The 24,600-nt window shown below is 65.6% G+C and carries 24 protein-coding genes; 16 read left to right on the top strand and 8 right to left on the bottom strand.

Features of this window, described 5'->3' with window-relative positions; translation table 11 throughout:
- Window positions 1–94 precede the first annotated feature (94 nt).
- Window positions 95–1,237, top strand: a complete 1,143-nt coding sequence (locus OIE68_RS33210) for a DUF2306 domain-containing protein (RefSeq protein WP_327094922.1) — start codon at window positions 95–97, stop codon at window positions 1,235–1,237.
- Between the two features lie 45 nt (window positions 1,238–1,282).
- Here the strand turns inward: OIE68_RS33210 and OIE68_RS33205 are convergent, their stop codons facing one another.
- The gene (locus tag OIE68_RS33205; protein ID WP_327094921.1) at window positions 1,283–2,230 is read right to left on the bottom strand and encodes a LysR family transcriptional regulator; all 948 of its coding nucleotides are present in this window, start codon (window positions 2,228–2,230) and stop codon (window positions 1,283–1,285) included.
- A gap of 111 nt (window positions 2,231–2,341) precedes the next feature.
- Between OIE68_RS33205 and OIE68_RS33200 the strand changes: the two genes are divergently transcribed.
- The 3 genes from OIE68_RS33200 (at window position 2,342) to OIE68_RS33190 (ending at window position 6,132) form a co-directional block, all read left to right on the top strand.
- Window positions 2,342–3,607 carry an MFS transporter gene (locus OIE68_RS33200; RefSeq protein WP_327094920.1) on the top strand — a complete coding sequence of 422 codons (1,266 nt, stop codon included), beginning with the start codon at window positions 2,342–2,344 and terminating at the stop codon, window positions 3,605–3,607.
- 123 nt (window positions 3,608–3,730) lie between these two features.
- Window positions 3,731–4,321, top strand: coding sequence for a TetR/AcrR family transcriptional regulator (locus tag OIE68_RS33195; protein ID WP_327094919.1), 591 nt, complete (start codon window positions 3,731–3,733; stop codon window positions 4,319–4,321).
- Entirely contained in the window at window positions 4,321–6,132 is a 1,812-nt protein-coding gene (locus tag OIE68_RS33190) for an alpha/beta fold hydrolase (protein ID WP_327094918.1), read from the top strand. The genes OIE68_RS33195 and OIE68_RS33190 overlap by 1 nt, the downstream gene beginning before the upstream one ends.
- A 13-nt stretch (window positions 6,133–6,145) precedes the next feature.
- Here the strand turns inward: OIE68_RS33190 and OIE68_RS33185 are convergent, their stop codons facing one another.
- On the bottom strand, window positions 6,146–6,271 hold the full coding sequence (locus OIE68_RS33185; protein ID WP_327094917.1) for a hypothetical protein: 126 nt from the start codon (window positions 6,269–6,271) through the stop codon (window positions 6,146–6,148).
- 194 nt (window positions 6,272–6,465) lie between these two features.
- Here OIE68_RS33185 and OIE68_RS33180 point away from each other — a divergent pair, with 194 nt between their 5' ends.
- Window positions 6,466–8,112 (top strand): cutinase family protein, encoded by a 1,647-nt coding sequence (locus OIE68_RS33180; protein ID WP_327094916.1) that lies wholly within the window; start codon window positions 6,466–6,468, stop codon window positions 8,110–8,112.
- A gap of 99 nt (window positions 8,113–8,211) precedes the next feature.
- Here OIE68_RS33180 and OIE68_RS33175 read toward each other — a convergent pair whose 3' ends face one another.
- Window positions 8,212–8,628, bottom strand: coding sequence for a DoxX family protein (locus OIE68_RS33175; RefSeq protein ID WP_327094915.1), 417 nt, complete (start codon window positions 8,626–8,628; stop codon window positions 8,212–8,214).
- A 154-nt stretch (window positions 8,629–8,782) separates the two neighbouring features.
- Between OIE68_RS33175 and OIE68_RS33170 the strand changes: the two genes are divergently transcribed.
- The 7 genes from OIE68_RS33170 to OIE68_RS33140 all read left to right on the top strand — a co-directional run bounded on the left by OIE68_RS33170 (window position 8,783) and on the right by OIE68_RS33140 (window position 14,734).
- Complete coding sequence (locus OIE68_RS33170; RefSeq protein ID WP_327094914.1) at window positions 8,783–9,712, top strand: DMT family transporter; 930 nt, start codon at window positions 8,783–8,785, stop codon at window positions 9,710–9,712.
- A gap of 127 nt (window positions 9,713–9,839) precedes the next feature.
- Window positions 9,840–10,019: a hypothetical protein gene (locus OIE68_RS33165; RefSeq protein ID WP_327094913.1), complete on the top strand. Its 180-nt coding sequence runs from the start codon at window positions 9,840–9,842 to the stop codon at window positions 10,017–10,019.
- Between the two features lie 103 nt (window positions 10,020–10,122).
- A complete protein-coding gene (locus tag OIE68_RS33160; RefSeq protein WP_327094912.1) occupies window positions 10,123–10,770 on the top strand; it encodes a class I SAM-dependent DNA methyltransferase in 648 nt (215 codons plus the stop codon).
- A gap of 145 nt (window positions 10,771–10,915) precedes the next feature.
- A complete protein-coding gene (locus OIE68_RS33155; RefSeq protein WP_327094911.1) occupies window positions 10,916–12,271 on the top strand; it encodes a wax ester/triacylglycerol synthase family O-acyltransferase in 1,356 nt (451 codons plus the stop codon).
- A 64-nt stretch (window positions 12,272–12,335) separates the two neighbouring features.
- A complete protein-coding gene (locus OIE68_RS33150; RefSeq protein ID WP_327094910.1) occupies window positions 12,336–13,112 on the top strand; it encodes a class I SAM-dependent methyltransferase in 777 nt (258 codons plus the stop codon).
- A 181-nt stretch (window positions 13,113–13,293) separates the two neighbouring features.
- The gene (locus OIE68_RS33145) at window positions 13,294–14,418 is read left to right on the top strand and encodes a nitronate monooxygenase family protein (protein ID WP_327094909.1); all 1,125 of its coding nucleotides are present in this window, start codon (window positions 13,294–13,296) and stop codon (window positions 14,416–14,418) included.
- A gap of 142 nt (window positions 14,419–14,560) precedes the next feature.
- Window positions 14,561–14,734 carry a hypothetical protein gene (locus OIE68_RS33140; RefSeq protein WP_327094908.1) on the top strand — a complete coding sequence of 58 codons (174 nt, stop codon included), beginning with the start codon at window positions 14,561–14,563 and terminating at the stop codon, window positions 14,732–14,734.
- Between the two features lie 7 nt (window positions 14,735–14,741).
- Here the strand turns inward: OIE68_RS33140 and OIE68_RS33135 are convergent, their stop codons facing one another.
- From OIE68_RS33135 to OIE68_RS33125, 3 genes are all read right to left on the bottom strand, one after another.
- Window positions 14,742–15,692: an oxidoreductase gene (locus OIE68_RS33135; RefSeq protein WP_419150597.1), complete on the bottom strand. Its 951-nt coding sequence runs from the start codon at window positions 15,690–15,692 to the stop codon at window positions 14,742–14,744.
- A gap of 14 nt (window positions 15,693–15,706) precedes the next feature.
- Complete coding sequence (locus tag OIE68_RS33130) at window positions 15,707–16,084, bottom strand: hypothetical protein (protein ID WP_327094905.1); 378 nt, start codon at window positions 16,082–16,084, stop codon at window positions 15,707–15,709.
- A 188-nt stretch (window positions 16,085–16,272) separates the two neighbouring features.
- The gene (locus OIE68_RS33125) at window positions 16,273–17,052 is read right to left on the bottom strand and encodes a GntR family transcriptional regulator (RefSeq protein WP_327094904.1); all 780 of its coding nucleotides are present in this window, start codon (window positions 17,050–17,052) and stop codon (window positions 16,273–16,275) included.
- 178 nt (window positions 17,053–17,230) lie between these two features.
- Here OIE68_RS33125 and OIE68_RS33120 point away from each other — a divergent pair, with 178 nt between their 5' ends.
- Window positions 17,231–18,646 (top strand): AarF/ABC1/UbiB kinase family protein, encoded by a 1,416-nt coding sequence (locus tag OIE68_RS33120; RefSeq protein WP_327094903.1) that lies wholly within the window; start codon window positions 17,231–17,233, stop codon window positions 18,644–18,646.
- A 235-nt stretch (window positions 18,647–18,881) separates the two neighbouring features.
- Here OIE68_RS33120 and OIE68_RS33115 read toward each other — a convergent pair whose 3' ends face one another.
- A complete protein-coding gene (locus tag OIE68_RS33115) occupies window positions 18,882–19,475 on the bottom strand; it encodes a GDSL-type esterase/lipase family protein (protein WP_327094902.1) in 594 nt (197 codons plus the stop codon).
- Window positions 19,476–19,583: 108 nt separating this feature from the next.
- Between OIE68_RS33115 and OIE68_RS33110 the strand changes: the two genes are divergently transcribed.
- Entirely contained in the window at window positions 19,584–20,372 is a 789-nt protein-coding gene (locus tag OIE68_RS33110; protein ID WP_327094901.1) for a 2OG-Fe(II) oxygenase, read from the top strand.
- Window positions 20,356–21,123 (top strand): SDR family oxidoreductase, encoded by a 768-nt coding sequence (locus OIE68_RS33105; protein WP_327094900.1) that lies wholly within the window; start codon window positions 20,356–20,358, stop codon window positions 21,121–21,123. Before OIE68_RS33110 ends, OIE68_RS33105 begins: the two co-directional genes overlap by 17 nt.
- Window position 21,124: 1 nt before the next feature.
- Here the strand turns inward: OIE68_RS33105 and OIE68_RS33100 are convergent, their stop codons facing one another.
- Window positions 21,125–21,961 (bottom strand): SDR family NAD(P)-dependent oxidoreductase, encoded by an 837-nt coding sequence (locus OIE68_RS33100; protein WP_327094899.1) that lies wholly within the window; start codon window positions 21,959–21,961, stop codon window positions 21,125–21,127.
- 266 nt (window positions 21,962–22,227) lie between these two features.
- On the opposite strand from OIE68_RS33100, the gene OIE68_RS33095 reads away from it, so the two are divergent.
- On the top strand, window positions 22,228–24,600 hold the full coding sequence (locus OIE68_RS33095; RefSeq protein ID WP_327094898.1) for a lysylphosphatidylglycerol synthase transmembrane domain-containing protein: 2,373 nt from the start codon (window positions 22,228–22,230) through the stop codon (window positions 24,598–24,600).

The raw sequence follows: 24,600 nt of genomic DNA, 5'->3' as shown, positions 1-24,600 counted from the left end.
GTGTGAGTTGCTGTCGCAATGAGTTGTCGCTGAGCAGCCGAGGCTCTCTCGGTCGGGTGAGCCCCTGATTGAGGCAGGCAGGTTTCACATGAAGATGTCTTCGAAATCAGTCGGTGTTGCAGTATGGGCGGCGATCGGTGCGGTGTGCCTGATCTACGCCCCGATGGCAATCGAATATATGGGGCAATACTTCACCGCGAAATCGCCGGAGCTGTACTTGCGTTCCATCTCCGCCGTGGTGAGTCTCAACCCCGAATCGACGGTTGGATCGCTGGTTCACCACCAACAGCCGACCTACGAGCGCAGCCGGTGGATCATGGCGGTGCACACGGCTGGCGCGGGTGTCGCGATTCTTCTCGGAGTTCTGCAATTCTCGAAGCGGGTGCGCCGGAACTGGCCGATGGTGCACCGTCTTTCGGGGCGGTTGCTGCTCATCGTGGTTGCGGCTTCCATGGTCACCGCACTGGCTTACCTGTTCCGGACAGACTCGGCGGAGACGACCAGCGGCCCGCCGTTCTACAACATCCTCCTGATCTTTGCGATATGCGTGCTCGCAGCTGCGGTGCTGGCGTTTCTGGCGATCATCAATGGGCAGGTTCGTCTGCACCAGGCGCTTATGGCCTACATGTTCGCGATGCTGTTGACCGCCCCGATGATCCGGATCATCGTGATAACGCTCTTGTTGACGGTGTCCGGCGAAAGCTTCGACGCCGATTTCATGATCGGCGCGGCCGTGGCTGGGCCGTTGGCGGTATTCGGTGCCACCGTTGCGGCGCGCTACTTCACGGGCAAGGGCACAACGAGGTCATCGATTCTCGACCGGCCCGCGATGGCCATGGGCGCGCGCCTGGCGGGTGCGCTCGGGTTGCTCGTCGCAATCCTTGTCGGCGCAAAACTCGTCGATCGGGTCGACCTACCCATTGCGGCGGTAACCACCGAGACAGTAGTTCTGCTCCTCGCGTGTAAGGCCCTGCGTCTTCGATCCCGTGCCGCCGGCGAGGATCAAGGGGCGAAGGACTGGGCCATCCTCGAATCGGCGATCTTCGCCACGCCGGTTGTCTGTCTCGCCTTGTTCACCATCTACGCATTGTTCTGGCCAGCGGCGATGGCGTTCTACTGTGCGGTGCTCGCCGCACCGGTGGTCGCCCTGTCCATCGGCTACTTCCCGCTCGCTTTGTTGCGGCGGACCCACGCGGTCGAAGCCCCGAGCACCCTCCGTCCGGTCGGCGCAACGTAGTACGTCGCCGATACTCGCCGAGGAACAGCCCGATCTCGTCGCAGCTCACCTGTGCGACTTCTTCGGATAGGGCGCCCAGTCCGGGGTCCATACGTCGTCGTCGAAAGTCGTCCTGTATCTGGTGTGTAGGTACTCGAGGAAGTTTGCGAGGACGGGATGTGCATTGTCTGCTCGCCAGATCACGGAAAGTGGGTAGACCGGGGTCGGGTCGACGACGGGGATGCGGCGGAGGTCGTAGCTTTCCGGCCAGAGGTATCGGGAACCTTCGCCGACGAAGGTGGCGAGTTGGGTGGAATCCGCGAGTTCGGCGAGGAGCGCTTCGATGCCGAAGCTCGGGCCGATCGTATCGATGGTGAGTCCGAATGCGGTCGCCAGATCGTCGTAGTAGCCGATCGGTTCGGCGTCGGACATGCCGGGCATCCAGATGGGGTGATCGGTGAGTTCGGCCAATGTCACGGTCTTGGCCTTCGCCAATGGGTGTTGTGGGCCGACCAGCAGTTCGTGCCGGTCGTCGATCACTCGCGCGGACCGTAGTCCGTTCGGAACTTTGCGGCCCCGTAGGGATCTGAAGGTGGCATCAACAGTGCCGGCACCGATCTCGGCCAGCGCCGACTCCGCGTCGAAGTTGATCAGGGTGACGACATCGAGCTCGATATCGGGGTGTTGCTGGTAGAAGGCATGAAGGAGGGTGGAGGGTGCGATCCGGCGGGCCACGACGTCGATCCGCAGGGCCCTGCGTCCAGGTGTCACAGCCGCAGTGACGCGTTCGGCGGCACGGAGCAGTTCACGGGCATGCGGTAGCAATGCTTGCCCGTCGACGGTCGGCCGCACACCCCTGGCGATTCGCGCGAAAAGCTGAACCCCGAGTTCTCGCTCCAGTGTGGCTACTCGTTTCGACGCGGCCTGCTGAGTGATTCCCAGATCGTCGGCTGCGGCTTGGATTTGGCCGGTCTCGGCAACCGCGACGAAGGTACGAATTGCATCGAGATCCACGAGCGAAAACCTACTCCCACAACGAAAAGTTGTGACACTCCACTCGATTCGTTGTTGGTGACAGCACCCATCGACCGGCTTCAATCTCCTGACAACAGAGGGAGTGCCGATATGTGGCGGAGCGCGAAACTGGGTCGGACGTTCGGGTGGTTGTGGGCCGCCTACGCGGTCAGCGCCTACGGGACCGGACTCGGATTCGGAGCATTTTCGGTTGTCGCCGTCACCGTCCTGAACGCCAGTTCGGCGGAAGTGGCGGCTTTGTCGGCATCCGGGCTCGCGATCGGGGCGCTGCTGGCGGTTCCGCTCGGGCCGTGGATGGAATTTCGTGCCAAGCGGCCGGTCATGATCGCCACGGACCTGATCCGCTTCGCAGCGCTGGCATCCATACCGGTCGCCTACTGCCTGGGTGGATTGTCCTTTGCACAGCTCTGGGTGGTCTCCATCGTCACTGCGGCAGCGAAGATCGCGTTCACCGCGGCCAGTGGCGCATACCTCAAGACCGTCGTCCCCGCCGACGGGCTGCTGGTCGCCACCAGTCGTTTCGAGTCCACTACTTGGTCGGCCACGGTCATCGGACCGCCGGTGGGTGGCGCGGCTATCGGGCTGCTGGGGCCGGTGACCACCGTCGTTATCGATGCGGTGAGCTACCTACTCTCGGCGCTCGGCATCACCGCGATCAGGGAACCCGAGCAGCCACCGCCGCTGCGGAAGACCCGAACGCGTCGGTGGAGCGCCATCGCCGAGGGGTGGCGCTATATCCTCACCCACCACACGCTGCGTCGGTTCTTCGTCAACACCATGCTGGTCAACGGGCTGATCATGGCCGGGGAACCGCTGTTGTCGGTGCTGATGCTCGCCCACCTACAGTTCCCGGTCTGGGAGTACGGGCTGGCCTTCGCTGTTCCGTGTATCGGTGGCCTGATCGGGTCACGATTCGCTCGTCGCATCGCTTCCCGCTGGGGCGAACAGACGGTGCTGCGGGTCTTCGGCACGCTACGCGCCTGCTGGCCCCTCGGGCTGGCGTTCATCCGGCCGGGCCTGGCCGGGCTGGTGATCGTGATGGTCACCGAGTTCGGGCTCATCGTCTGCATCAGCATTTTCAACGCCGTCTTCGCCGCTTATCGGTTGAACAACACCGAAACCGATCGCCACGCCCGGGTCCTCGCCGCGTGGTCGATCACCAGCAGCATCAGCATCGCGGCAATCACCGTGACATGGGGTCTGCTGGCACAGCTCACCAACCCGCGTGCGGCAATCGCGCTGGCTGGAGTTCTCCTGCTCGCCACGCCCTTCCTGCTGCCGCGGCAAGTCGCCACACCCGAACCGATTCCGCCGCGTGAAGAGCCGGTTCGCTCCAACGACAGCGCGCGAGCATGACCCGACAACGTGGTCCGGGAAGCTGGACGGCAGCTTCAGGGCTCGTGATGACATCGCCGCCCGGTTGGCGAGGCCGATTCGCGCTCGGTTGCAAAATCTATAGACCGGTCTATTCTGGGATCCATGGTTACGTCCAAAGGTGCTCAGACGAGTGGGCAGTTGGTGGAGTCGATGCTGGAGTTGATCCAGGCTCGGGGGTATAGCGGTACGGGGTTGAACACGGTTGTGGACCATGCGGGGGCGCCGAAAGGGTCGTTGTACTTCCACTTTCCGGAGGGGAAGGAGCAGCTCGGGGAGAAGGCGATCGAGTTGGCGGCCGAGCGGTTTCGGGGCTTGCTGGACGAGACGGCGGGGGCGGGGGCTTCGCCGGGGGAGGTGATTCGGCGGGTTGTGGAGGTGCTGGCCGGGTTGGTCGCGGACAGCGATTTTCAGCTCGGTTGCCCTGTTTCGGTGGTCACGTTGGAGATGGGCGCGCACAGCGAACGACTGCGGGCCGCGTGTGCGGCGGCGTTCGAATCGTGGATCGGGCCGGTGCGTGAATACCTCGTCGCGGCAGGGCATTCGGAGGCGACGGCGCGCACGCTGGCGACGGCGACGGTCAGTGCGGTCGAGGGTGCGGTGATCGTGGCGCGCGCCAAACGCGATGTGGAGCCGTTGCACAGCACGGCACAGCTGCTGGCTGCCCTGCTCGACCAGCCCGGGACGGTGGCGTGATGACCACCCGCCACGCACTCGTATTCGGCGCCACCGGCTTTGTCGGCCGCAATTTGATCCTCACCTTGGACCAGGCCGGGATCCACGTCACCGCCGCGGTACGGAGCCGTGAATCGTTCACGCGGCTGGCTGCGTGGCTGGCCGATCACGGCTGCGGGACGGCTCCGGCCGAGCTGATTGTCGACTTCGACGCCGATCCCTTTGTCCAGGGCGAGGATTCGGCGTGGACGGATGTCACCGAGATCTACAACTGCGCTGGCGCTTACCGATTCGGGATGACGAAGGACGAGGCGCGGCACGGCAATGTCGACAGCGTCCGCTCGGTGGCGTCCTTCGCCGCGCGGCTGCCACATCTGTCCCGGCTCGTATACGTCTCCGGCTACCGAGTTGGCGGTCAGGACCCGACCACCGTTCCGTGGAGCCCAGAGCGGGTGGAACGAACCCATCGTCGTCTGGGCGCTTATGAGGCGTCGAAGGTGGAGAGCGATGCGGTATTCCAGTCCGCCGCCGATGAACTCGGCGTGCCGTGGTCGATCGTCAACCCGCCCACCGTCATCGGGCCGAGCGACACCGGCGAATCCGATCAGCAACTGGGTCTCGCGGCGAGCATGAAAGAGATTTGGCAAGGCACGGTGGCGGCATTGCCGGGCAACTCCCGCACCTTCGTGCCGGTGATCCCGGTCGACTATCTGACCCGCTTCATGACCCTGCTCCCAACCGATCCGGCCACCGCCGGTGCGGCGTACTGGGTGCTCGACGACGCTACGCCCGCACTGCCGACCCTGCTGTCACAAGTCGGTCGACACTATCGAGTACCGGTGCCGCGCACGCGCATTCCGGTCGCGCTGGTGCAGCGCCTTCCGCAGTGGTTGACGAAGGCCGATCCGGAGACCCTGACCTTCCTGTCCACCGACCGGTATCCCACGGACTCGGCGCACGAACTCGCCCGCAAGCACGGTCTGGACCTGCCCGACACCACACGAAGCATCCTGCGATGGGCCGACCACCTCGCCGCGCACCGGTTCGGTACTGCGCCAACCGGTTGTGCCGCAAGGACTTTCGACGAATACGCCGGTGTGCGAACGTTCCGGATCGGCGAGCCGGACGCGCCCACCGTGCTGCTGCCCGGCCTGCCGGTCAATGCCGACACCTGGGCTCCGGTCGCGGCGACCATCGGCCACGCCCAGGTTCTGGACCTACCCGGGCTCGGTCTGTCCGCGGGCGGTCGAGGTGACTGGCACGCCTGGGTCGAGGCACTGCTCGAACGAACACCCGGCGCGCACTTGGTCGGTCACTCCATCGGCGCCGCCGCAGTGGTCGAGGCCGCGGCCGCGCATCCCGACAGGGTCGGGTCGATCACGCTGGTCGCCCCCTTCTTTCTCCAGCCGAGTGCCGGAATTTCGGCACGGGTCACACCCCTGACTCGCTGGTATCTGCGTCGACAGCGTCCGAACACGTTGTCCGACAAGCTCACCGGTTCGCCCGACCACGCGGCGGTGCTGCAATCGAGCGTCCAGGATCTGCGTCGCGCGAAGGTCGCGGCCAACGTCGCCACACTATTCGCCGCAACGACGAACGCAGGCTGGCGCAGCGAACTCACCACCAAGCTCGCGCTATATCCCGGCCCGGTCCACGTGATCACCGGAAGCGCGGACCCACTCACTCCCGCCCTGGTCGAATCACTTTCGCCGGGAACCGAATTCAGCACCATCGACGGAGCCGCCCATCACCCGCAACTGACACACCCCGATGAATTGGCGGATATCATCGCCGGAGCCGTATCGAGCGAGGCCGTCCGTTTCACGCGATGAGCGATCAGAACCTCTAGTGCACGGTGCCCGGAAAGTGCGGTTTCCAGCAACCGGGCAACCCGACCTGCGGACTGCCGTCGACACTGCCGATCAGCCAGCGTGGCTGCCCCGGCAGCACGGCCCCATGGTCTCCAGCCATGGGCCGGTCCCTGCGAAATCTGTGGTCGCGGTCGCCAGCGTCGCCCATTCCGGCGGACAGTTCTCGGCCGCTCGAGCGTGACCATTTCTCCGCCCGCGTAACGATTCGGCCTTCGAGCCCGACGTTCTTCGTGACACACGGCCTGTCGGGGGGCCTGTCCGTCCACTTGTCGGTTTTGGATTGGGGAACGGGACATGGCTCTTCGGGAGTTCTTCGCGCGCCATCGAATGGCTTCGGCCATCGTCGCGCCCGCATCACTGGGGGTGGTGGCGATTGTCGCCGCGTCCATGGCAATCACATCGACGCACGAAACGGTCGATACGCGTCTGCGGGCGTCCGTCACGGAGTGTCACGACATGGTGACCATTTCGGTCGCCGGACGTCGGGATACGCCGGACGCCGCGACCACGAAAATGCTGGTCGATGCCAATGGCAACGCGTTGCCCGCGGCGCTGTCCGGTGATCACAGCAGCGAATGGGTCGATCCGGTCGTCAACGCACCGGCCGACGATGTCGATCCCGGCTCGTATGCCGCGGTCTACATCGCGTATCCGGCGAATATGGACAGCTACGAGGATGCCGTCAACACGGGTGTCGCGAATACCGAACAGGTGATGCGGGAAATCGCGCAGGCCTGCCCGGATACCAAGTTCTCGATCGTCGGCTACAGCGAGGGCGCCGATGTGGTGCGCCGCGTCGCCATGACGATCGGGCATCAGACCGCCGATCAGGACGGCGGCTACGGCATCGTCGATCCGGCCGATGTCGTCGGTGTCGTCATCCTCGCCGACGCCGGACGTTCGGCGGGCGACGGTCCGTTCCCAGGTTCGAAGGATCCGTACAGCAACCCCGACGGCTTCGACCAGACGTATCAGAACGGCACGAAAGCCACGTCGGGCCAGGGTGCGCTGCCCGGCACCAGCGGTGACTTCGGTGCGCTGAACGGCAAGATCGCGTCGTTCTGCTCCGATGGCGACCTCACGTGCTCGGCACCGCAGAACATTTCACTGCTGCAGTTGGTGGTGAATGTGGGTCGGCAGTTGAATGTCGACGCACTGGAACGCGACGGGCTCACCCCGGCGACCGGGCAGGACGTAGCCGTTGTCCTCGGCCGAATCGCGTTGGCGGCATTCGCGGATATCCAGTCGCAGCCGAACTGGATGCAGAGCGATGAGACGTTTCTGCAAGTGCTGCTGAGGGTTTCGGATCCGGGATACAAGCCGGGACAGACGCCGCAGACGTCGGCCGAGGCGGAAGCGATCTCGACCAATCAGATGTCGCCGCTGGCCTATCTGCCGCAGAAGGTGTTCAACGAAATCATCGGCCTCATCGTGACGAACCAGAACACCATCCCGGTGATCATGAGCGACCCCTACCAGCAGACACTCGGTCCCAATGCGACCGGTCACCACTTCGACTACTGGCGCGATGCCGACCCGGACAACGGCAAGCCGCTGACATCCGCCGAGTACGCGGCCGCCTGGCTCACCCATCTGGCGAAGCAGGCCCAGGCGGGTCAGCCGGTCGACACGACCGCCAAGCCGGAGTCGGCCGATCTCGCCGCCGCCTACCAGGCAGCGACCTCGACGACCAAGACACCCGAGCCGAGCAAGACCACGACCACGTCACCGACGACCACCACAGCCGCCCCCGCGAAGACGGAAGTCAGCAGTCAGCCGACGACCACCACACCGCCGCCGCCGAGCACCCCGGCAGTGACGACACCACCGGCCTCGACCACCACGACCACTCAGCCCCCGAAGCCGACCACCACCGAATCCACCACCACGACAACGCAATCCACGGCACCGACCACCACCAGCGGGTCGAGTCGCCCCTGACCCGGCCAGGAGCGCAGGTCCGCACGGCCGGCGCCGTCGCGGACCTGCACCGGCATCCTTTTCAGCGGTCGAGACGTCGGATGGCGCCTGCCGGTAGCCCTAGGCATCTCGACCGAACAGCCGCTTGGTCTCATCCCGACGCCCCCAGGCGATGAAGACGAACAGCACCAGCAGGATCAGCGGGGTGTAGACCGGCCAGTAGCCGTCGACGACGAAGGCGTTGGTGTAGGCGGCGCCGATCATCGTGAGGCTCAGGCCGATGGCGGCCAGTCCCGACAGGCGCGGGATGACCAGGCCGATCGCACCGGCCAGTTCGACGGCGCCGACGAAGTAGCGGAACCAGTCGCCGGCCCCGATCAAGTCGAAGCCTTCGACGGCGCTGGACTCGCCGATGAGCTTCGGCGTAGCGGAGGCGAATGCGAAGAACGCGGCAAGCAGGCCCTGCAGCACCCACAAGCTGATGTTGAGGGAACGGCCGGGCCCCGCGCCGACCTCGGCGGTGTTCTCAGCGGTCATGGTATGAGTCCTTCCGAGGACGTGTATCGGATCTTGTACCGGTACAGACGAGATCTGATCGCCGAATTCATCGCGCTGCCAACCATCCCGTGATGGGATGTTTTCGTATAGGCTCCGATTCGATCGGAAGCGAGCGGGGCGAGATGGTGAAGCGATGACGCAGCGCGGGTGGGTGCTGTTCTTGGCGATGGGCGTCATCTGGGGCGTGCCCTACGCGATGATCCGGATCGCGGTCGAGGATTTCGACCCGATCGTGGTGGCATTCGGCCGGACCGCCCTCGGCGCGCTGATCCTGCTGCCGATCGCGCTCTACACCAAGACACTCGCCCCGGTACTCGAGCGCTGGCGCCCGCTGCTGCTGTACACACTGGTCGAGATCACCGGACCGTGGTTTCTGATCGGGTACGCGGAGACCACATTGAACAGCTCGACCGTCGGGCTACTGATCGCCGCGGTTCCGCTGGTCGGAGTGGTGATCCTGGCCAAACCCATTCAGGGTCTCGGTGCAAAAATGTGGCCCAAGTACTCCTTCGCACACGATCGCTTCGACGCACGCCGGACCATCGGCTTGATCATCGGATTCGCGGGGGTCGCTGCGCTGGTCGGCTTCGATATCGATCTGACCCAGCCCGCCGCCATCGGCGCCATCGGGCTGACCACCATCGGCTACGCCGTCGGCCCGATCATCATCAACCGCGCACTCGCCGACCTGCCGCCGCTCGGTGTTGTCACCGGATCACTGATTCTGGCCGCGGTGATCTACACACCGTTCGCCGCATTGCGCCGGCCGACACATTTCACCGCCGACGCGTCGTGGTCGGTGCTCGGGCTGGCCGCAATCTGCACCGCCGCAGCTTTCCTGGTGTTCTTCGCACTGATCAGCGAGGTCGGCCCGGCCCGCGCCACGGTCATCACCTACATCAATCCGGCGGTGGCCATCCTGCTCGGCGTGACCCTGCTGGACGAACCGCTGACCGTCGGCATGGGCATCGGCTTCCCGCTGGTCATTCTCGGCTCGATCCTCGGCACCACCCGCGCCCGCGCCGCCGAGGAACCGGCCGCGACGCCGGTCACCCAGTCCTGAGCATCCAACCCCGCCTCGACCACGGACCAGCCGAGCGGCGTGAGGCGAACCAGCCGGGCCCGCTGATCGGCCGAGTCGGACGTCACCTCGACACACCGTCCGCGCCCGGCGCCCCCCGGATTGGTCGGTGCCCGCGCTCGCCGCCATCGCGACCGCATCGGAAACCCTCCTGGCCATCGGCTTGATCCTCGGTATCGCCGCGAAACTCACCGCACGCGCCGCGGCCGTGGTGTTGATCGCCTTCGCGGCGGCGATGTGGACCTGGTGGGTTTCGACGAAATGTGTTCCTACGGCGTCCTTGTCGTAGCGAGCGGCGCCACCCTTCTCGGCACCTGCGATACGGCCCTGCACCTCGAAAAACCGTTGCGCCGCATACCAGTCGCGGGGCTTCGCAGTGGAATGATGTCGGAGTGACAGCGAACAGTCGAACCGATCCCGCGGACGTGGCGCACACCCGCGCCGCCTATGACGATATCGCCATCCGCTACGCCGAATTCGCCAAAGATCACCTGGCAACACAGCCGTTCGACCGCGCCATGCTCGGTATATTCGCGGAACTGGTGCACGACGGTCGAGTGGCCGATATCGGGTGCGGTGAAGGCCGATTGACCGCGCATCTGTCCGAGCTCGGCCTGGATATCTTCGGGATCGACCTGTCACCGCGGCTGCTCGAATTGGCGCGGGCTCAGTATCCGACTCTCGACTTCGAGGAGGGCTCGCTCGAGCGCCTCGATATCGGCGACGCCACTCTCGCGGGAATTCTCGTGTGGTACTCGTTCATCCATCTGCCGCCCGAACGAATGCCCGCTGTGCTGGCAGAGTTTCATCGGGTACTCGAGGCAGGAGGGCACGCACTGCTCGCGTTCTTCCAGGCACCAGATGTCCAGGATGCGGAACCGTTCGACCACAAGGTGATAACCGCCTACCTATGGTCACCGGCTCGGCTCGCCACGCTGGCCGAACAGGCCGGCTTCACGCCGACCGCCCGGTTGGTCCGAGAACCGGATCCCGGCGAGCGGGGCCGCCAGGCGTACCTGCTCCTGGTCAAGGATCGCTGATTCGGCGAACGCGAATCCGCACCTTTCAGTAGGGTTGAGGACAGCGCACAGGGGACATGGCTGTGCGGGCCCTTATCGACATCGTGGTCGTTTTCCTTTTCACCAAAGACCTAAGCACCACACCGTCGTCAGGGGGCGACACACCATGGAGCTCATTTCTCCGATCGATGCCGTATTTCTGCTCGCCGAATCCCGCGAGCATCCGATGCACGTCGGTTCGCTACAACTATTCGAGGCACCGGAGGACGCCGGGCCCGATTTCGCGCGGCTGACCCACGAGAAGTTGTTGGCGGACAACGAATTCCACCCCACCTTCCGCAAGCGCCCGGCAACCTGGCTCGGCGCACCGCAGTTGGCGTGGACTCAGGCCGAGGACGTCGAACTCGGGTATCACCTGCGTCGATCGGCGCTGCCGAGTCCCGGCAGCTTCGATCAACTGCTCGAACTCGCCTCCGACCTGCACAGCGCCCTGCTCGACCGGCACCGCCCGCTATGGGAGATCCACGTGGTGGAGGGCCTGAACGACGGCCGCTTCGCGCTCTACTCGAAGATGCATCACGCGCTGATCGATGGCGTCACCGCGCAGCGAGTGCTGCAGCGAACGCTCACCAACGATCCCACGGCGAGCGAAACACGCGTGCCATGGAACCTGCCTCGGTCGAAGCGCAAGACCGAGCCATCGGGCTCGCTGCTGGGCGGGCTCGCGCGAAATCTCTTGTCGGCGGCCAATTCCGGGCCAGCCGCGCTGCGGGTCGCGCGCGCCGCATTGGTGCAGCAACAGTTGACCATGCCCTTCGAGGCGCCGCGCTCGATGTTCAATGTGCCGATCGGCGGCGCCCGCCGGTGCGCGGTCCGGTCCTGGCCGCTGGAGCGGGTCAAGCAGGTCAAGAAGGCGACCGGCACGACCGTCAACGATGTGGTGCTCGCGATGTCGGCGGGCGCGTTGCGCGCGTATCTGATCGAACAGAATGCATTGCCCGATAAGCCGTTGATCGCCATGGTCCCGGTCTCGCTACGGGCCGACGAGGACGATTCCGAGGCCAGTGGCGTCAAGGTCGGCGCGATCCTGTGCAATCTCGGCACCGATATCGCCGATCCGATCGAACGGCTGCGCGTGGTGAGCGAATCGATGCGCCGCAGCAAAGAGGTCTACAACTCACTCTCGCCCATCCAGACCATGGCGCTATCCGGATTGATGCTCAGCCCGCTTGCCCTGACCCTGCTGCCCGGCATGCTGTCGTTCACGAACCCGCCGTTCAATATCGTCATCTCGAATGTCCCCGGCCCCAAGGAACCGCAGTACTGGAACGGCGCGCGCCTGGACGCCTCTTACCCGATGTCGATTCCGTTCGACGGGCAGGCCGTCAACATCACCCTCACCACCAATGTCGACAGTCTGGACTTCGGGCTCGTGGGCTGCCGCCGCAGCGTGCCGCGACTGCAAAGCCTGCTCGACCACTTGGAAGATTCGCTGGCCGAGTTGGAGCAGTCCGCCAGCTGACCCTCGAATAGCCCGCCCGCCGGTCGATAAGCTGAGACGATCGACTGGCGACGGGCGGGCGACGATGGCTCTTTACGACCACACCGGACAGACGTACGCCCGGACCAGGCAACCGGATCCGCGCATCGCCGCGGTCATCGATGACGCGGTGCGCGGTATGGACTCCGTCGCCAATATCGGCGCCGGCAGCGGATCGTACGAGCCGACCGACACCGTGATCGCGGTCGAGCCGAGCGAGGTGATGATCGCGCAACGCCCACCCGCCGCCGCACCCGTGGTACAGGCGGTCGCCGAGCAGCTGCCGATCCACACCGATGCTGTCGATGCCGCCCTGGCCATCCTGACCGTGCACCACTGGTACGACCTCGATCGCGGCATCGCCGAACTGAAGCGGATCGCCCGCCGCCGCATCGTCATCCTCACCTGGGACCACACCGTCTACCGCGAATTCTGGCTGGTCCGTGACTATCTGCCCGCCGCGGCCGTAACTGATGCGCGCCTTGCCGTCCCCCTCCCGCGCCTCACCGCCCTACTCGGCGAGGTATCGATCACCCCGATCCCGGTCCCGCATGATTGCGTCGACGGCTTCGGCGGCGCGTACTGGCGGCGACCCGAGGCCTATCTGGACGAAACCGTGCGCGCGGGAATGTCGATGCTGGCGATGACACCGGCGGCCTTACTACCGGACGGACTGAACCGACTCCGCGACGATCTCGCCACCGACGCGTGGTCCACACGGCATGCCGAGCTGCTCGACAAATCCCACCTCGACCTGGGCTACCGGCTCGTCACGGCGGAACTCCGATCCGGTCGGCGGAAACGGCTACCCCGAGAAAACTAGAACGTGTTACATTCGAAGTCAGGCGTCCGCGCCTGTCGACGAAGCTACCGCCGCGTCATGGCGATATCTGCGGCAGTCGGCCGAATCGGCAGCGCGGGCCGGTGACCAAATATGCAACCCGTTCCAGCACTCGTCAGCCGTTGTGATCCGGCTGCTGAGCAAGTAGGGAGACCAGCACGCCATGCGTACCGAAATCTGCGACCGGCTGGGGATCGAATTCCCCATCTTCGCCTTCACCCATTGCCGCGATGTGGCGGCCGCGGTCAGCAATGCCGGCGGACTCGGCGTGCTCGGTGCGGTGGGCTTCACCCCCGAGGAATTGGAGGTCGAACTGGCCTGGCTCGACGACCATGTGCACGGCGTGTACGGCGTCGACCTCGTCATTCCGTCGAAGTACGAGGGCAAGGGAATCGATGACCTGACCCCCGAACAGCTGGAAGCCAAACTGGCGGAACTGGTTCCGCAGGGGCACCGGGACTTCGCGGAGAAGCTCCTCGAAGACCACAATGTCCCGCATCTGCCCGACGGTGAGCACCACAACCAACTTCTCGGCTGGACCGCGACCACTGTCGCACCGCAGATCGAGGTGATCCTGCGCCATCCCAAGGCCAAGCTGGTCGCCAATGCCCTCGGCACCCCGCCGCCGGATGTGGTCGAGCAGATCCAGAGCTCCGGTCGGCTCATCGGCGCGCTGTGCGGTTCGGTGAAGCATGCGCTCAACCACAAGCGCGCGGGCCTGGATTTCGTTGTCTGCCAAGGCACCGAGGGCGGCGGGCACTGCGGTGAGATCTCCTCGATGGTGCTGTGGCCGCAGGTGGTCGATGCCATCGGCGATATGCCGCTGCTGGCCGCCGGCGGTATCGGCAACGGTCGGCAGGTCGCCGCGGCCATGGCGATGGGCGCGGCGGGTGCGTGGACCGGCTCACTGTGGCTCACCGTCGAGGAGGCGAATGTGCCCCCCGCGCAGATGCAGACCTACATCGACGCCACCAGCCAGGACACCGTGCGCTCGCGGTCCTGGACCGGTAAGCCGTGCCGCATGCTGAAGAACGACTGGACCGAGGCCTGGGAGGCGCCGGAGAATCCGGATCCGCTGCCCATGCCGCTACAGATGATGGTGGCCCTGGACGGCGTCAAGCGCGGGCACCGCTATCCGGAAGCCGCCAAGGATGTGAACTTCAATCCGGTCGGTCAGGTCGTCGGCATGATGAACAAGGTGGAGCGCTCCGCCGATGTGATCGCCCGGCTGATCAACGAGTACGTGGAGGCGTGCGACCGCCTGAACAAGCTCAATAGTGCCCTGTAGCAGGCTCTTCTACGCCGCCCCGACCGGTCGGGGCGGCGTTTTCGTCCTCCCGTGGCTGGGTAGCCGTTCGTCGGCGCACGCGGTATACAGATGATTCGCATTGCTACAGTGCGAGCGCTCGCGTCAGTTTTGGGAGGTCGGCATGTATCCCTGCACCAACCCTCGGTGCGGAAGTCGCGGACATAATGAGCCGGGATGTCCGAATCTGGTACATGCCGATCTGCCGCAGCGGCGAAATCTGGTGGTGCTGGCCGTACTTGCCGTCACGATCGTCAGCTCGCTCGTGCTCGCCGCTTTCGCCGCGGCACCGCATTGATATCTATCTAGGTCACCGAGAAGTCGTAACGCACACCGGTCAGCTGCTCGCTGAGCTCCCACAGTTTGCGCGCGGTGGAGCGACGGTAGGCGAGCGGATTGCGCAGTGTCCGCCGCGGATATCCGGCGAACTCGAAACCCGGTCCCACATAGGAGTTTCCGCGCACCTCCGGAACCGTGGCGGCGTACAGCTGCGGCAACGCACCCATGCGGTCGGACTGGGCCAGCGCGAACAGGATCGCCTGCGGGATCGCCGCCAAGACGCCACTCACACCCTTCTCACCGTTGCGGTCGTAGAGATGGGTCGCCGACACTCCGGGATGCGCGGCCACCGCGCGCAGATCCGAACCGGCCGCGCGGGACCGGCGCTCGAGTTCGGCGGTGAACAGCAGATTGGCCAACTTGGACTGACTGTAGGCGGGCCAGCGCAGATAGAGCCGCTGCCAATTCGGGTCGAGCCAGTTGATCACGCCAACCCACGCGGCCACCGACGATACGGTCACCACTCTCGGCCGTTCGGCGCGCAGGAGTGCGGGCAGCACACCGCCGGTGAATGCGAAGTGCCCGAGGTGATTCGTGCCGAATTGGGCATCGAACCCGTCGGCCGTGCGTGAGCGCGGCACCGCCATCACGCCCGCATTATTGATCAGCAGATCGATCCGCCCAACGGTGTCGTTGATCTGTTCGGCCGCTCGGCCGACCGAGGCCAGATCGGCCAGATCCAGCTGCAGCACTTCGGGTTTCGGCCCCGTGGCCACCACGGTGACCGCATCCAGTGCCGTCGCGGCCTTCTGCGGATTGCGGCAGGCCAGCAGCAGGTGCGCGCCTTTGCTCGCCAATGCCTCGGCGGTGCGCAGGCCGAGGCCGCTATTGGCGCCGGTGACCACGACGGTCTTGCCGGATTGATCCGCGATATCCGCAATGGTCCAGCGGCGCGGCAGGATTGGTACCGATTTCACAGAGAACTCCTGGTTCATCTAGGCCGCTTCGTCATCGCGCGCGAAGCCGGGCAGCCATCCCTCGACCCACTCGACGAACGACCCTTCCGCATCGAGCTGCGCGCAGACCCCGACGATGCCACCGAACTACCCGGCCGTGCATGGCCAGCTCTGGGAGCCCCTTCGGCGACGCTCAGCGCTCGCCCGAGCTGCATGGTGCCGCCCTCGAATTCGCCGAGTACTGCGAACACCTCGTCGGCGGCCCGGTCGATCACCGCGTCGTCGAGTTCATCCCGCGGCACGCCGGTCACGATGGCCCGCCCGGTCGCGGTAGCCCGGCGCGCCATGATGCCCATCGGCAGACCGGCGAGCTTCGCCGAGCGCGCCAATTCCTTGCGCCTGCTACCGGCCATGGTGTTCCCCTGTCTGCGGAGCCGCGCTGGTCATTGGGCGCATGCCGTCTACCCACAAAGTGTCCCAGTCAGCTGGTCAATCGGCGCGATCTTGTCCGACGACCGCAACACCGCACCTCTCGGGCAATGTTGAGCAGCACGGAGTCATTGATGGCCCAGACAGTGAATTCGGAAGAATCGAGGAGCGATCAGGCGGTCGCCGCGTGCTCCGCATCCTCATGGCCCTCGGCCCCGGCATCGAGCAATTCCTCGAACCGGGCGATCACCTTGTCGTGATACAGCCCGAACAGATCCTCGAACAGCGCGAGCTGCGCATCGGACGGGCCGGAACCGGAATCCCACACCGCGACCAGCGCACGCCATACCAGAACATGCAGATCCGCCGCGCCCGCGAAGAAGGCCTCGATGGCCTCGGGGACCTCGAGCACCATCTCGCCGATGGAGTTCATGATCGCGCGCTGCATGCTCAGCCCGAGTGCGGTGAGCAGTCGGCGGACCAGCCCGATCTCGATGGCGAGGATCTGCCGGAAGTCGGGAACATCCTGTCGGGCAAGCGATTCCAGTTCATCGATTTCGGCCTTGAGTTCGGCCGGGTCGATCTCCTGCTCGCTGCTGGTGTAGGCGAGCAGCGCCTCCATGACGATGCCGCGCTCCACCTCGACGATGTCGTGGAACATCTCGATGGCCACATCCGGCATCGGAACCGAGAACCGGAACAGGTGCCGATACACATCGATGCCGCCCGCCTCACGGACATCGCGGATCGTGAACCCCTTGCCGCGACGCGCCTCGACGAATCCGTACGATTCCAGCCGACCCAGGGTCAACTGCGCGGTCGCGCGGTTCATATCGAACTCCTCCGCGACCTGACGGACCGACGGCATCAAATCCCCCGGCTGATATTCCCCTGCGGCAACCCGGCGTGCCAGCTCATCGGCAACGTCGGCGACTACCGTTTGGGATCCCATCGAGATGCCACCTTTCGACTCGGTTCCGAATACGTCCCAGACAGTCTATGCCCTCCTGTGCGAGACTGCACCTGTGTAACACTGGTCCGCGTGCAGTGTGAGGTGAGTCATGACAATTCCGCGTGGCGAGGGTCGATCAGCCGAGAGTTCGACACCTAGACGTGCACGCATTTTCGCGATGAGGTCGAACGGTAAACCTCCAGTTCGCACGGCGGTTCGCAATGCGAAATTAGCGGCGCTGCCGGTCGCCTTCGCGGGCCGTCAGGCCGCGGGCGTGGGTAAGCGCGCGCTGGGCCGACCGGCCGGTGAGGTCAATCGCGAAATCCAGATGCGCACCGCACAGCACATCTTCGAGGTACTCGGCGAGCTGAAGGGCTGTGCCGTCAAACTCGGTCAGCTGCTTGCCATTTACGAACTCGCACTTCCGCCGGATCTCGCCGAGCCGTACAAGATCGCGCTGAGTCGGCTACAGGATTCCGCGCCCGCGATGCTCCCGCGCTCGGTGCACGCGGCGATGGCCGCCAGCATGGGGGAGAACTGGCGTTGGCATTTCCGGGAATTCGACGATCGGCGCGCGGCCGCGGCCTCGCTCGGCCAAGTGCATCGCGCGGTATGGCGCGACGGTACGCCCGTCGCGGTGAAGGTGATGTATCCCGGCGGTAAACAGGCGGTCGCGAACGAGCTGGATCAGCTGCGCCGGATCTCCATGCTGGCAACGGTTTTCGTGCCGGGCGCGGACGTCAAGGGCGTAACGGAGGCGATTTGCGCCTGTGTGCTCGACGAACTCGACTACGCGGCCGAGGCGGAATCTCAGCGGATCTTCGCGGCGGCCTATGCCGACGATCCGGATTTCTACATTCCGCGGGTGATCGAACAGCGCGGCGATGTGCTCGTCACCGAATGGCTGGACGGTACGCCGCTGCCGCGTGTCATCGCCGCCGGTACGCGCGCCGAACGGGATCGGGTCGGCATGCAGTTGGTTCGCTTCATGGCCTCCAGTTGGATCCGTAGCGGTCTGCTCTACGGCGATCCGCATCCGGGCAATTTCCGGGTGCTGCCGGATGGGCGACTCGGCGTTGTCGACTTCGGGGCCTGCACACCGTGGCCGACCGAGGGTTTCGAGGAATTCGCCTTCGACTACTGCGATGCGCTGTTCAACGGCGGCCCTGCGGAATTGGAGGCGGCGGCACGCCGGCACGGCTTCTGCGAACCGGGCCGGGTACTCGATGCCGAGGATCTGTTCCATGTGGTCGCGCCGTGCGTCGAACCCTTCCGGCACGCGAATTACCGGTTCACCATGCGCTGGCTGCGCAAACAGGTACTGCGAGTGACGAATCCGCGGCTGTCGAATGCCCTGCGTCAGGGCACCATGCCCGCGCGCTTCACACCGTTCGCGCGATCGATGCTGACGCTGATCGGTGCGATCGGTCAGTTGGAGACCGAGGGTTCGTTCCGCGACGAGGTCGGACGCTGGCATCCGACGCTGCACGAGTTGGTGACTCGGCCCGTCGAGGACGGCGCGGTGCCGGTCGATCTGGCGGTGGCTCGGCACAAGCGTGCCGAAGCGGATGCGCGCCGGATGTCTGTCGGCTGAGCACAACTGCGCTGGCCTGCTCGGACACCGCAGACGGGACTACCCGAGACATCATGTCTCAGACAGTGTGGCCGTAGCTCGCGGCCGGCGTCGATGAACTTCCGGCGCTCCCTGAGTTCGCGGCGCACCTGTGCACCTCCGACGATTTCGACTTCTCGGCGGTGGGTGGATGCCGATCATCGCGCCGCTCGATCAGCTCATCGCCACTCGACTGTCGGCCATTCGCCCGGATTGATCAGCGCGCCAACCACTCTCGCCAGTACGGGTGGATGAGCGCGGCCAATTCGTCGTAACCAGCCGCGCCGGGATGTGCGCCGTCACCCGCGCGCACCTCGCGCATCCATACCGCGTTGTCGCGCAGCGGTTGATGGACACGCACATAGTGGACCGCTGCGGCAGCGCAGATTTCGGCGAAGTGTTCGTCGAGCGCGGCGGTCCTGGCATTCTGCTCGGCGTCATCGATGGGCGGCGGCGCGACGACCAGGACCGGAATCTCGGCGGCCTGTGTGAGCAGTTCGGACAGATTGGCCGCCGACTGCTCGGGCGCGACTCGGGGCCGTCCATCGATGAACGTGGTGTCGTTGACGCCGAACGAGACGACCAAACGAGCATCGGAGCCGTCCGGAAATCGTGGCGCGCATTCGGTCTGCCAGCGGCCGAGGATCTCGGTCGAGGTCTGCATCCGCACACCCAGGTTGTATGCGGTGAGCGGCTGGCCGTTCGCGTACATCTGGGCGGCCAGGCGGCCGACCCAGCCGAGACACTGCGGGTCACCGACACCCGCGACAAAGGAATCACCGATGAAGCACACACGTAGGTCGTTCCACACCCGGCGATCTTCGCAACTGCTCGCAGTGGATCAGGGCCCGGCTACCGGCGGGCACGGATTCCGGTCGTGCCCGTTAGGATCGCTGTGGTCATTCGGGAGGGATTGAAGTTGACAGGGGTAGCCGAATCCGCGGTGACCGCGGCGCCGCCGTGGTTCACGGATTTGTTCGCGCATCGGCGCTGGATTCGCCGGGTCGAACCGTTTCCGCATATCTATGCCAGAGATGTGTTCGTGCCAGAGTTCTACGGGCGCCTGGCCGATGAGCTGACGCGAGTGCGCCGGGAGCGGCCGGAGGCCTTCGGAGCGGTGGCGGCGGATTACGGTGCGGTCGGGGCCTCGCTGGCGGGGCTGCGGGACGGTCCGTTGGCGCTGTTCCTCTCGCGGGAATGGCATGACCTGATCGCACGGGTCGCGGGGGTGGCGACGACCGGTGATGTCGAGGGGTCGGTGCACCATCATCCGCCGGGTAGTCCGTCGGGGTCACCGCACAATGATCTGAATCCGGCCTGGTTCAAGGGTTCGGTGCCCGGACCGGGCGAGGTCAGGACCGTGGATCCGGAGGTTGATCTGAAGTCCGGCCCGCGGACGCCCGAGGTCTTCGCGCGGGAGACGGTGCGCGCCGTCGCGGTGCTGTTCTATTTCGGCAATCCGGACTGGCGGCCGGGCGATGGCGGCGAGACTGCCCTGTATGCGCATATCGGCGCGAATCCGGTTCCCGCACTGACGGTTCCGCCACTGGACAATTCGCTGCTGCTGTTCGAGTGCACACCGCGCTCATGGCATACGTTCGTCGGCAATACAGCCGCCGCGCGCAACAGCCTGGTGATGTGGCTGCACCGGCCGAAGGAAGATGTGGTGCGGCGCTGGGGAGGAGACAGCATTGCGCAGTGGCACTGAACGCCGGGTATGTCTGCTCACCGGAGCCGGAGGTGTCCTCGGCGACACCTTCTGCCGGGGTCTGTACACCGACTACGACATCATCGCGGTCTGCCGCAATCGCACCCCGGCCGCACCGTCACAGCTCGAATGGTTCGTCGATCCTTTCGAACCGGAAATGCCGGTGCCGGAGAACGATTCGCGGATCTTCGTGATCAAGGCCGACCTGGCCGAAGCGGGTGAAGTCGAGCGCGTCGTCGATATCGCACTTGCCCGCTTCGGGCAGATCGATCTGCTGGTCAACAATGCCGCGCACAGCCGATTCCAGCCGCGCGGCATCGTCGACGGCGATACCGCGCTCGACGAATTCGATCCGCATTTCGCGGTCAATGTCGGTGTGCCGCTGCGATTGTCGGCGCGCCTGGCGCAGCGGAGCTGGGTGCACGCCGGGGACGAGAACCGGGCCCGCAATCGCAATATCGTGAATGTCTCCAGCATTTCGGGCTCGCGGGTATACCCCGGCGGACAGGCGCTCTACGCGTCGTCCAAGGCGGCGCTCAACCACCTGACCAGGCATATCGCGGCCGAATTCGAGGAGTTCGGGGTGCGGGCTAATGCCATCGCGCCCAATGGTTTTCCCGCGACAGTGTCCACCGAACAGGTGGTGCGGGCCATTGTCGAACTCGATCGAGGCGCGATGAGCGGCGAAGTGTTCACCGTCGGAGTGGCGGCCGAGGGTGGGCGTCACGCACTGGGTGCTGACGCCCATTGACCTACGCCGTTCCGGTGACCGCTTCGGACATCCTCCAGAGCCGTTGCGCGAGTTCGGCATCCACCGCCTGCTTGTTCCGCGGCTCCTCCACCTCGAACCGGTGGAAGTACTTGCCGTTGATCTCGTCCGACGTTGCCGCCAAGTGCACCAACGGATCCGCGCCTTTGTCTGCCCTGATGAAGAAGGGCCGCGATAGCGGCGAGCGGATGAACGCGCCGAGCCCGAGCGGAGCATTGTCGTAGACGTGGGTGGCGACCGCGCCCGGATGGAATGCGGCGGTGACCAGCCCGGTGCCCTCGGTGCGGCGGGCCAGTTCCCTGGTGAAGATGATGTTGGCGAGCTTGGAGGTGCCGTAGGCGCCCAGCTGGTTGAACGAGCCGGTCGAAGCGTTGACGGTGTCGAGGTCCAGCTTCGCCATCCGGTAGGTCATGCTCGCGGTATTGACCACCCTGGCCTGCGACTGCACCAGCCGATCCAGCAGCAGGGCGGTCAGCAGGAACGGCGACAGGTGATTGACCTGGAAGGTCAGCTCATTACCGTCATCGGTGACGGTGCGTTTCGCCCACGCGCCACCGGCGTTATTGGCGAGCACATCGATGCGCGGATAGCGATCGAGGAGCTGATCGGCGAGTTTGCGCACCTCGTCGAAGCGGGCGAAATCGGCGATGAACGGCTCCGCGCCGACCCGCGTCGCTACCTCGGCGGTGCGCTCCGGCGAGCGCCCGACCACCGCGACGCTCGCGCCGCGCGCCACCAGCTTCGCCGCCGCCTCGGCGCCGATGCCGGAGCTGGCGCCGGTTACCACCACCGTCTTCCCGGTTAGATCCTGTGCTGCCATGTCCTGCCTTCCGTCAGCTGATTCGTCCTGATCCTCATCGGCCGGGACAGATTCGGCAAGACCGCCTACTGACCGGTAGGTCGGCGGGAACCGACTGCTGTGTATCGTGCTGCCAACGCAACAGTTGATCTAGTACGAACACGGGTAACTCGCCGGGGACGCCCAGAGCTCAGCCACTCCGGGAACCTCCGGCCCGCGACGGTACGTTAGGACCCACCTACGACCGGCAAAAGGCCCGGGGAGGCGGAGGAGCGGAGGGCCACGAGATGCGAGTTGATGGGCGGGATATCCCGGTCACGGGGAGCCTGCTGCAACCGCTGATCCGGCGGACCAGTGACATCATCCGTGTCGTCCTCGCGGCACTATGGGTCGGCGTGGTCGTCGCCGCCTCGCTGATCACCCGGCCGGAGTGGCTGGCGCTGGAACGTTCGGTCTCGAATATCGTCGGCTTCCTCAATCCGGACCAGTCCAATCTGGTGTACCTGGTCTACGGCACGGCGATTCTGGCCCTGCCGTTCGCGATACTCATCGAATTGATCATCAGCAGGCAGTGGAAGCTGCTCGCGGGCTACGCGGCCGCGGGATTGGTCGCGGGCCTGTTGCTATCGATCACCGGCACGGGATTGTCCGCGCCACAATGGCATCTGCAGGTACCGGATCGGCTCGATACCTTCCTGTCGCAGTTCCTGGACGATCCGCGCTGGATCGCCATGCTGGCTGCGGTGCTGACCGTATCCAGTCCGTGGCTGCCGACCCGGCCGCGGCGCTGGCTGTGGTTGCTGTTGCTGGCCTTCGCACCGATCCACCTGGTGGTCAGCACGGTGGTGCCCGCGCGGGCCATGTTCGGGCTCGCGGTCGGCTGGTTGGTCGGCGCGGTGATCGTGCTGGTTGTCGGCACACCGGCGCTGGAGGTGCCGCTGGATGCGGCGGTGCGGGTGCTGGCCAGGCGCGGACATACCGTCACCGCGTTCACCGTGGTGCATCCGGCCGGACGCGGTCCGCTGGTGCTCGCCGCGGCCATCGACGGTCCGGAGCGCGAGTTGACCATCGAGCTGTTCGGCAAGAATCAGCGCAGCTTCGGTGCGCTGCGCCAGCTGTGGCGCTGGCTCACCTTCCGCAGCAGCGAAACCGCGGCACTGCACGGCTCCATGCACCGCGCCGTCGAGCACCGAGCGCTGGTGGCCATCGCCGTCGGCGAAATGGGGCTGGCCGCCGTGCAGCAGGTCGCCGTCGCGGCGCTGGAACGCGGCTGGATGCTGTACGCGCACACCATGCCTCGGGGTAAGCCGCTCGACGAAACCTCCGATGACGACCTTGCCGGCGTATGGAAATCGCTCGCCGCACTGCACTGCGGCCAGATCTCGCACGGCGATCTGCGGCCCGCCGAGATCCGAATCGAGAACGGCGCCACGCTGTTCAGCGGATTCGTCAACGCGGAATTCGGCGCGTCCGATAAGCAGCGACAGTCCGATGTCGCGCAGTTGCTGGTCGCGACCACCGCGGTCTTCGGCAAGGAAGCCGCGGTGCGCACCGCCATCGAAACGCTCGGCGAGCAGACGGTACTGACCGCGGCGAGCCGACTCACCAAGTCCGCCATGCCCGCCGGCATCAAGAAGTCGATTCCGGAATGGGGCGAGGTGGTCGCCGCGGCCCGCGACGAGGTGCGCAAGCAGACCGGGCAGGACAAGATCGAGGCCGAGCAGATCACCCGGTTCAGCCGCAATCAGATCATCCAGCTGGTGCTGCTGATCGGGTTGGTCTATGTCGCCTATCCGTTCATCAGCGCGGTGCCGACCTTCTTCTCACAGCTGCGGACCGCCAACTGGTGGTGGGCGCTGCTCGGGCTGGCGGTCTCGGGGCTGACGTATGTCGGTGCGGCGGCGGCACTCTGGGCCTGCGCCACGCGCCTGGTCAGCTTCCGCAATCTGGTGATCATGCAGATCGCCAATACCTTCGCCGCCACGACCACCCCGGCACGGGTCGGCGGACTGGCCTTGAGCGTGCGCTTCCTGCAGAAGGGCGGCCTCGGCGCGGTGCGCGCCACCGCCGCCGTCGCATTGCAGCAGGCCGTGCAGGTGATCACCCATATCAGCCTGTTGATCCTGTTCAGCGTGGCGGCGGGCACCTCGGCGAATCTTTCGCATTTCGTACCCGACGCCACCGTGCTCTATCTGGCCGCCGGCGTGGGTGTCGGCATTATCGGCACCTTTATGTTCGTGCCGAAACTGCGTCGCTGGCTGAACAATTCGGTGCGCCCGCAGTTGCAGGAGGTGCTCGGCGAACTCGGCGAACTGGCCCGGGATCCGAAGCGCTTCCTGGTGATCGTGCTCGGCTGTGGCGCCATCACGATCGGCCAGGCGCTTGCGCTGTGGGCCAGCGTCGAGGCGTTCGGCGGTGGCGCGTCATTCATCACCGTCACCATCGTCACCATGATCGGCGGCACGCTGGCCTCGGCCGCGCCGACACCCGGTGGCGTCGGGGCGGTCGAGGCCGCGCTGATCGGTGGTCTCGCCGCCTTCGGCCTGCCCGCGACCATCGCCGTGCCGTCGGTACTGCTCTACCGCGTGCTCACCTGCTGGCTGCCGGTGTTCTGCGGCTGGTTCACCATGCGCTGGATGACATCGAAGGACATGATCTGA

This window comes from Nocardia vinacea (assembly GCF_035920345.1).
GTDB classification, from domain to species: Bacteria; Actinomycetota; Actinomycetes; order Mycobacteriales; family Mycobacteriaceae; genus Nocardia; species Nocardia vinacea_A.
This window is presented reverse-complemented; position numbering and strand designations above follow the sequence as displayed.

What these genes read in the sequence shown, in the direction of transcription:
- OIE68_RS33210 (WP_327094922.1), top strand. Translation starts at nt 95, where the DNA reads ATGTCTTCGAAATCAGTCGGTGTTGCAGTATGGGCGGCGATCGGTGCG.
- OIE68_RS33200 (WP_327094920.1), top strand. Translation starts at nt 2,342, where the DNA reads ATGTGGCGGAGCGCGAAACTGGGTCGGACGTTCGGGTGGTTGTGGGCC.
- OIE68_RS33195 (WP_327094919.1), top strand. Translation starts at nt 3,731, where the DNA reads ATGGTTACGTCCAAAGGTGCTCAGACGAGTGGGCAGTTGGTGGAGTCG.
- OIE68_RS33190 (WP_327094918.1), top strand. Translation starts at nt 4,321, where the DNA reads ATGACCACCCGCCACGCACTCGTATTCGGCGCCACCGGCTTTGTCGGC.
- OIE68_RS33185 (WP_327094917.1), bottom strand. Translation starts at nt 6,271, where the DNA reads ATGGCTGGAGACCATGGGGCCGTGCTGCCGGGGCAGCCACGCTGGCTG.
- OIE68_RS33180 (WP_327094916.1), top strand. Translation starts at nt 6,466, where the DNA reads ATGGCTCTTCGGGAGTTCTTCGCGCGCCATCGAATGGCTTCGGCCATC.
- OIE68_RS33175 (WP_327094915.1), bottom strand. Translation starts at nt 8,628, where the DNA reads ATGACCGCTGAGAACACCGCCGAGGTCGGCGCGGGGCCCGGCCGTTCC.
- OIE68_RS33170 (WP_327094914.1), top strand. Translation starts at nt 8,783, where the DNA reads ATGACGCAGCGCGGGTGGGTGCTGTTCTTGGCGATGGGCGTCATCTGG.
- OIE68_RS33155 (WP_327094911.1), top strand. Translation starts at nt 10,916, where the DNA reads ATGGAGCTCATTTCTCCGATCGATGCCGTATTTCTGCTCGCCGAATCC.
- OIE68_RS33150 (WP_327094910.1), top strand. Translation starts at nt 12,336, where the DNA reads ATGGCTCTTTACGACCACACCGGACAGACGTACGCCCGGACCAGGCAA.
- OIE68_RS33145 (WP_327094909.1), top strand. Translation starts at nt 13,294, where the DNA reads ATGCGTACCGAAATCTGCGACCGGCTGGGGATCGAATTCCCCATCTTC.
- OIE68_RS33140 (WP_327094908.1), top strand. Translation starts at nt 14,561, where the DNA reads ATGTATCCCTGCACCAACCCTCGGTGCGGAAGTCGCGGACATAATGAG.
- OIE68_RS33130 (WP_327094905.1), bottom strand. Translation starts at nt 16,084, where the DNA reads ATGGCCGGTAGCAGGCGCAAGGAATTGGCGCGCTCGGCGAAGCTCGCC.
- OIE68_RS33125 (WP_327094904.1), bottom strand. Translation starts at nt 17,052, where the DNA reads ATGGGATCCCAAACGGTAGTCGCCGACGTTGCCGATGAGCTGGCACGC.
- OIE68_RS33120 (WP_327094903.1), top strand. Translation starts at nt 17,231, where the DNA reads ATGAGGTCGAACGGTAAACCTCCAGTTCGCACGGCGGTTCGCAATGCG.
- OIE68_RS33100 (WP_327094899.1), bottom strand. Translation starts at nt 21,961, where the DNA reads ATGGCAGCACAGGATCTAACCGGGAAGACGGTGGTGGTAACCGGCGCC.
- OIE68_RS33095 (WP_327094898.1), top strand. Translation starts at nt 22,228, where the DNA reads ATGCGAGTTGATGGGCGGGATATCCCGGTCACGGGGAGCCTGCTGCAA.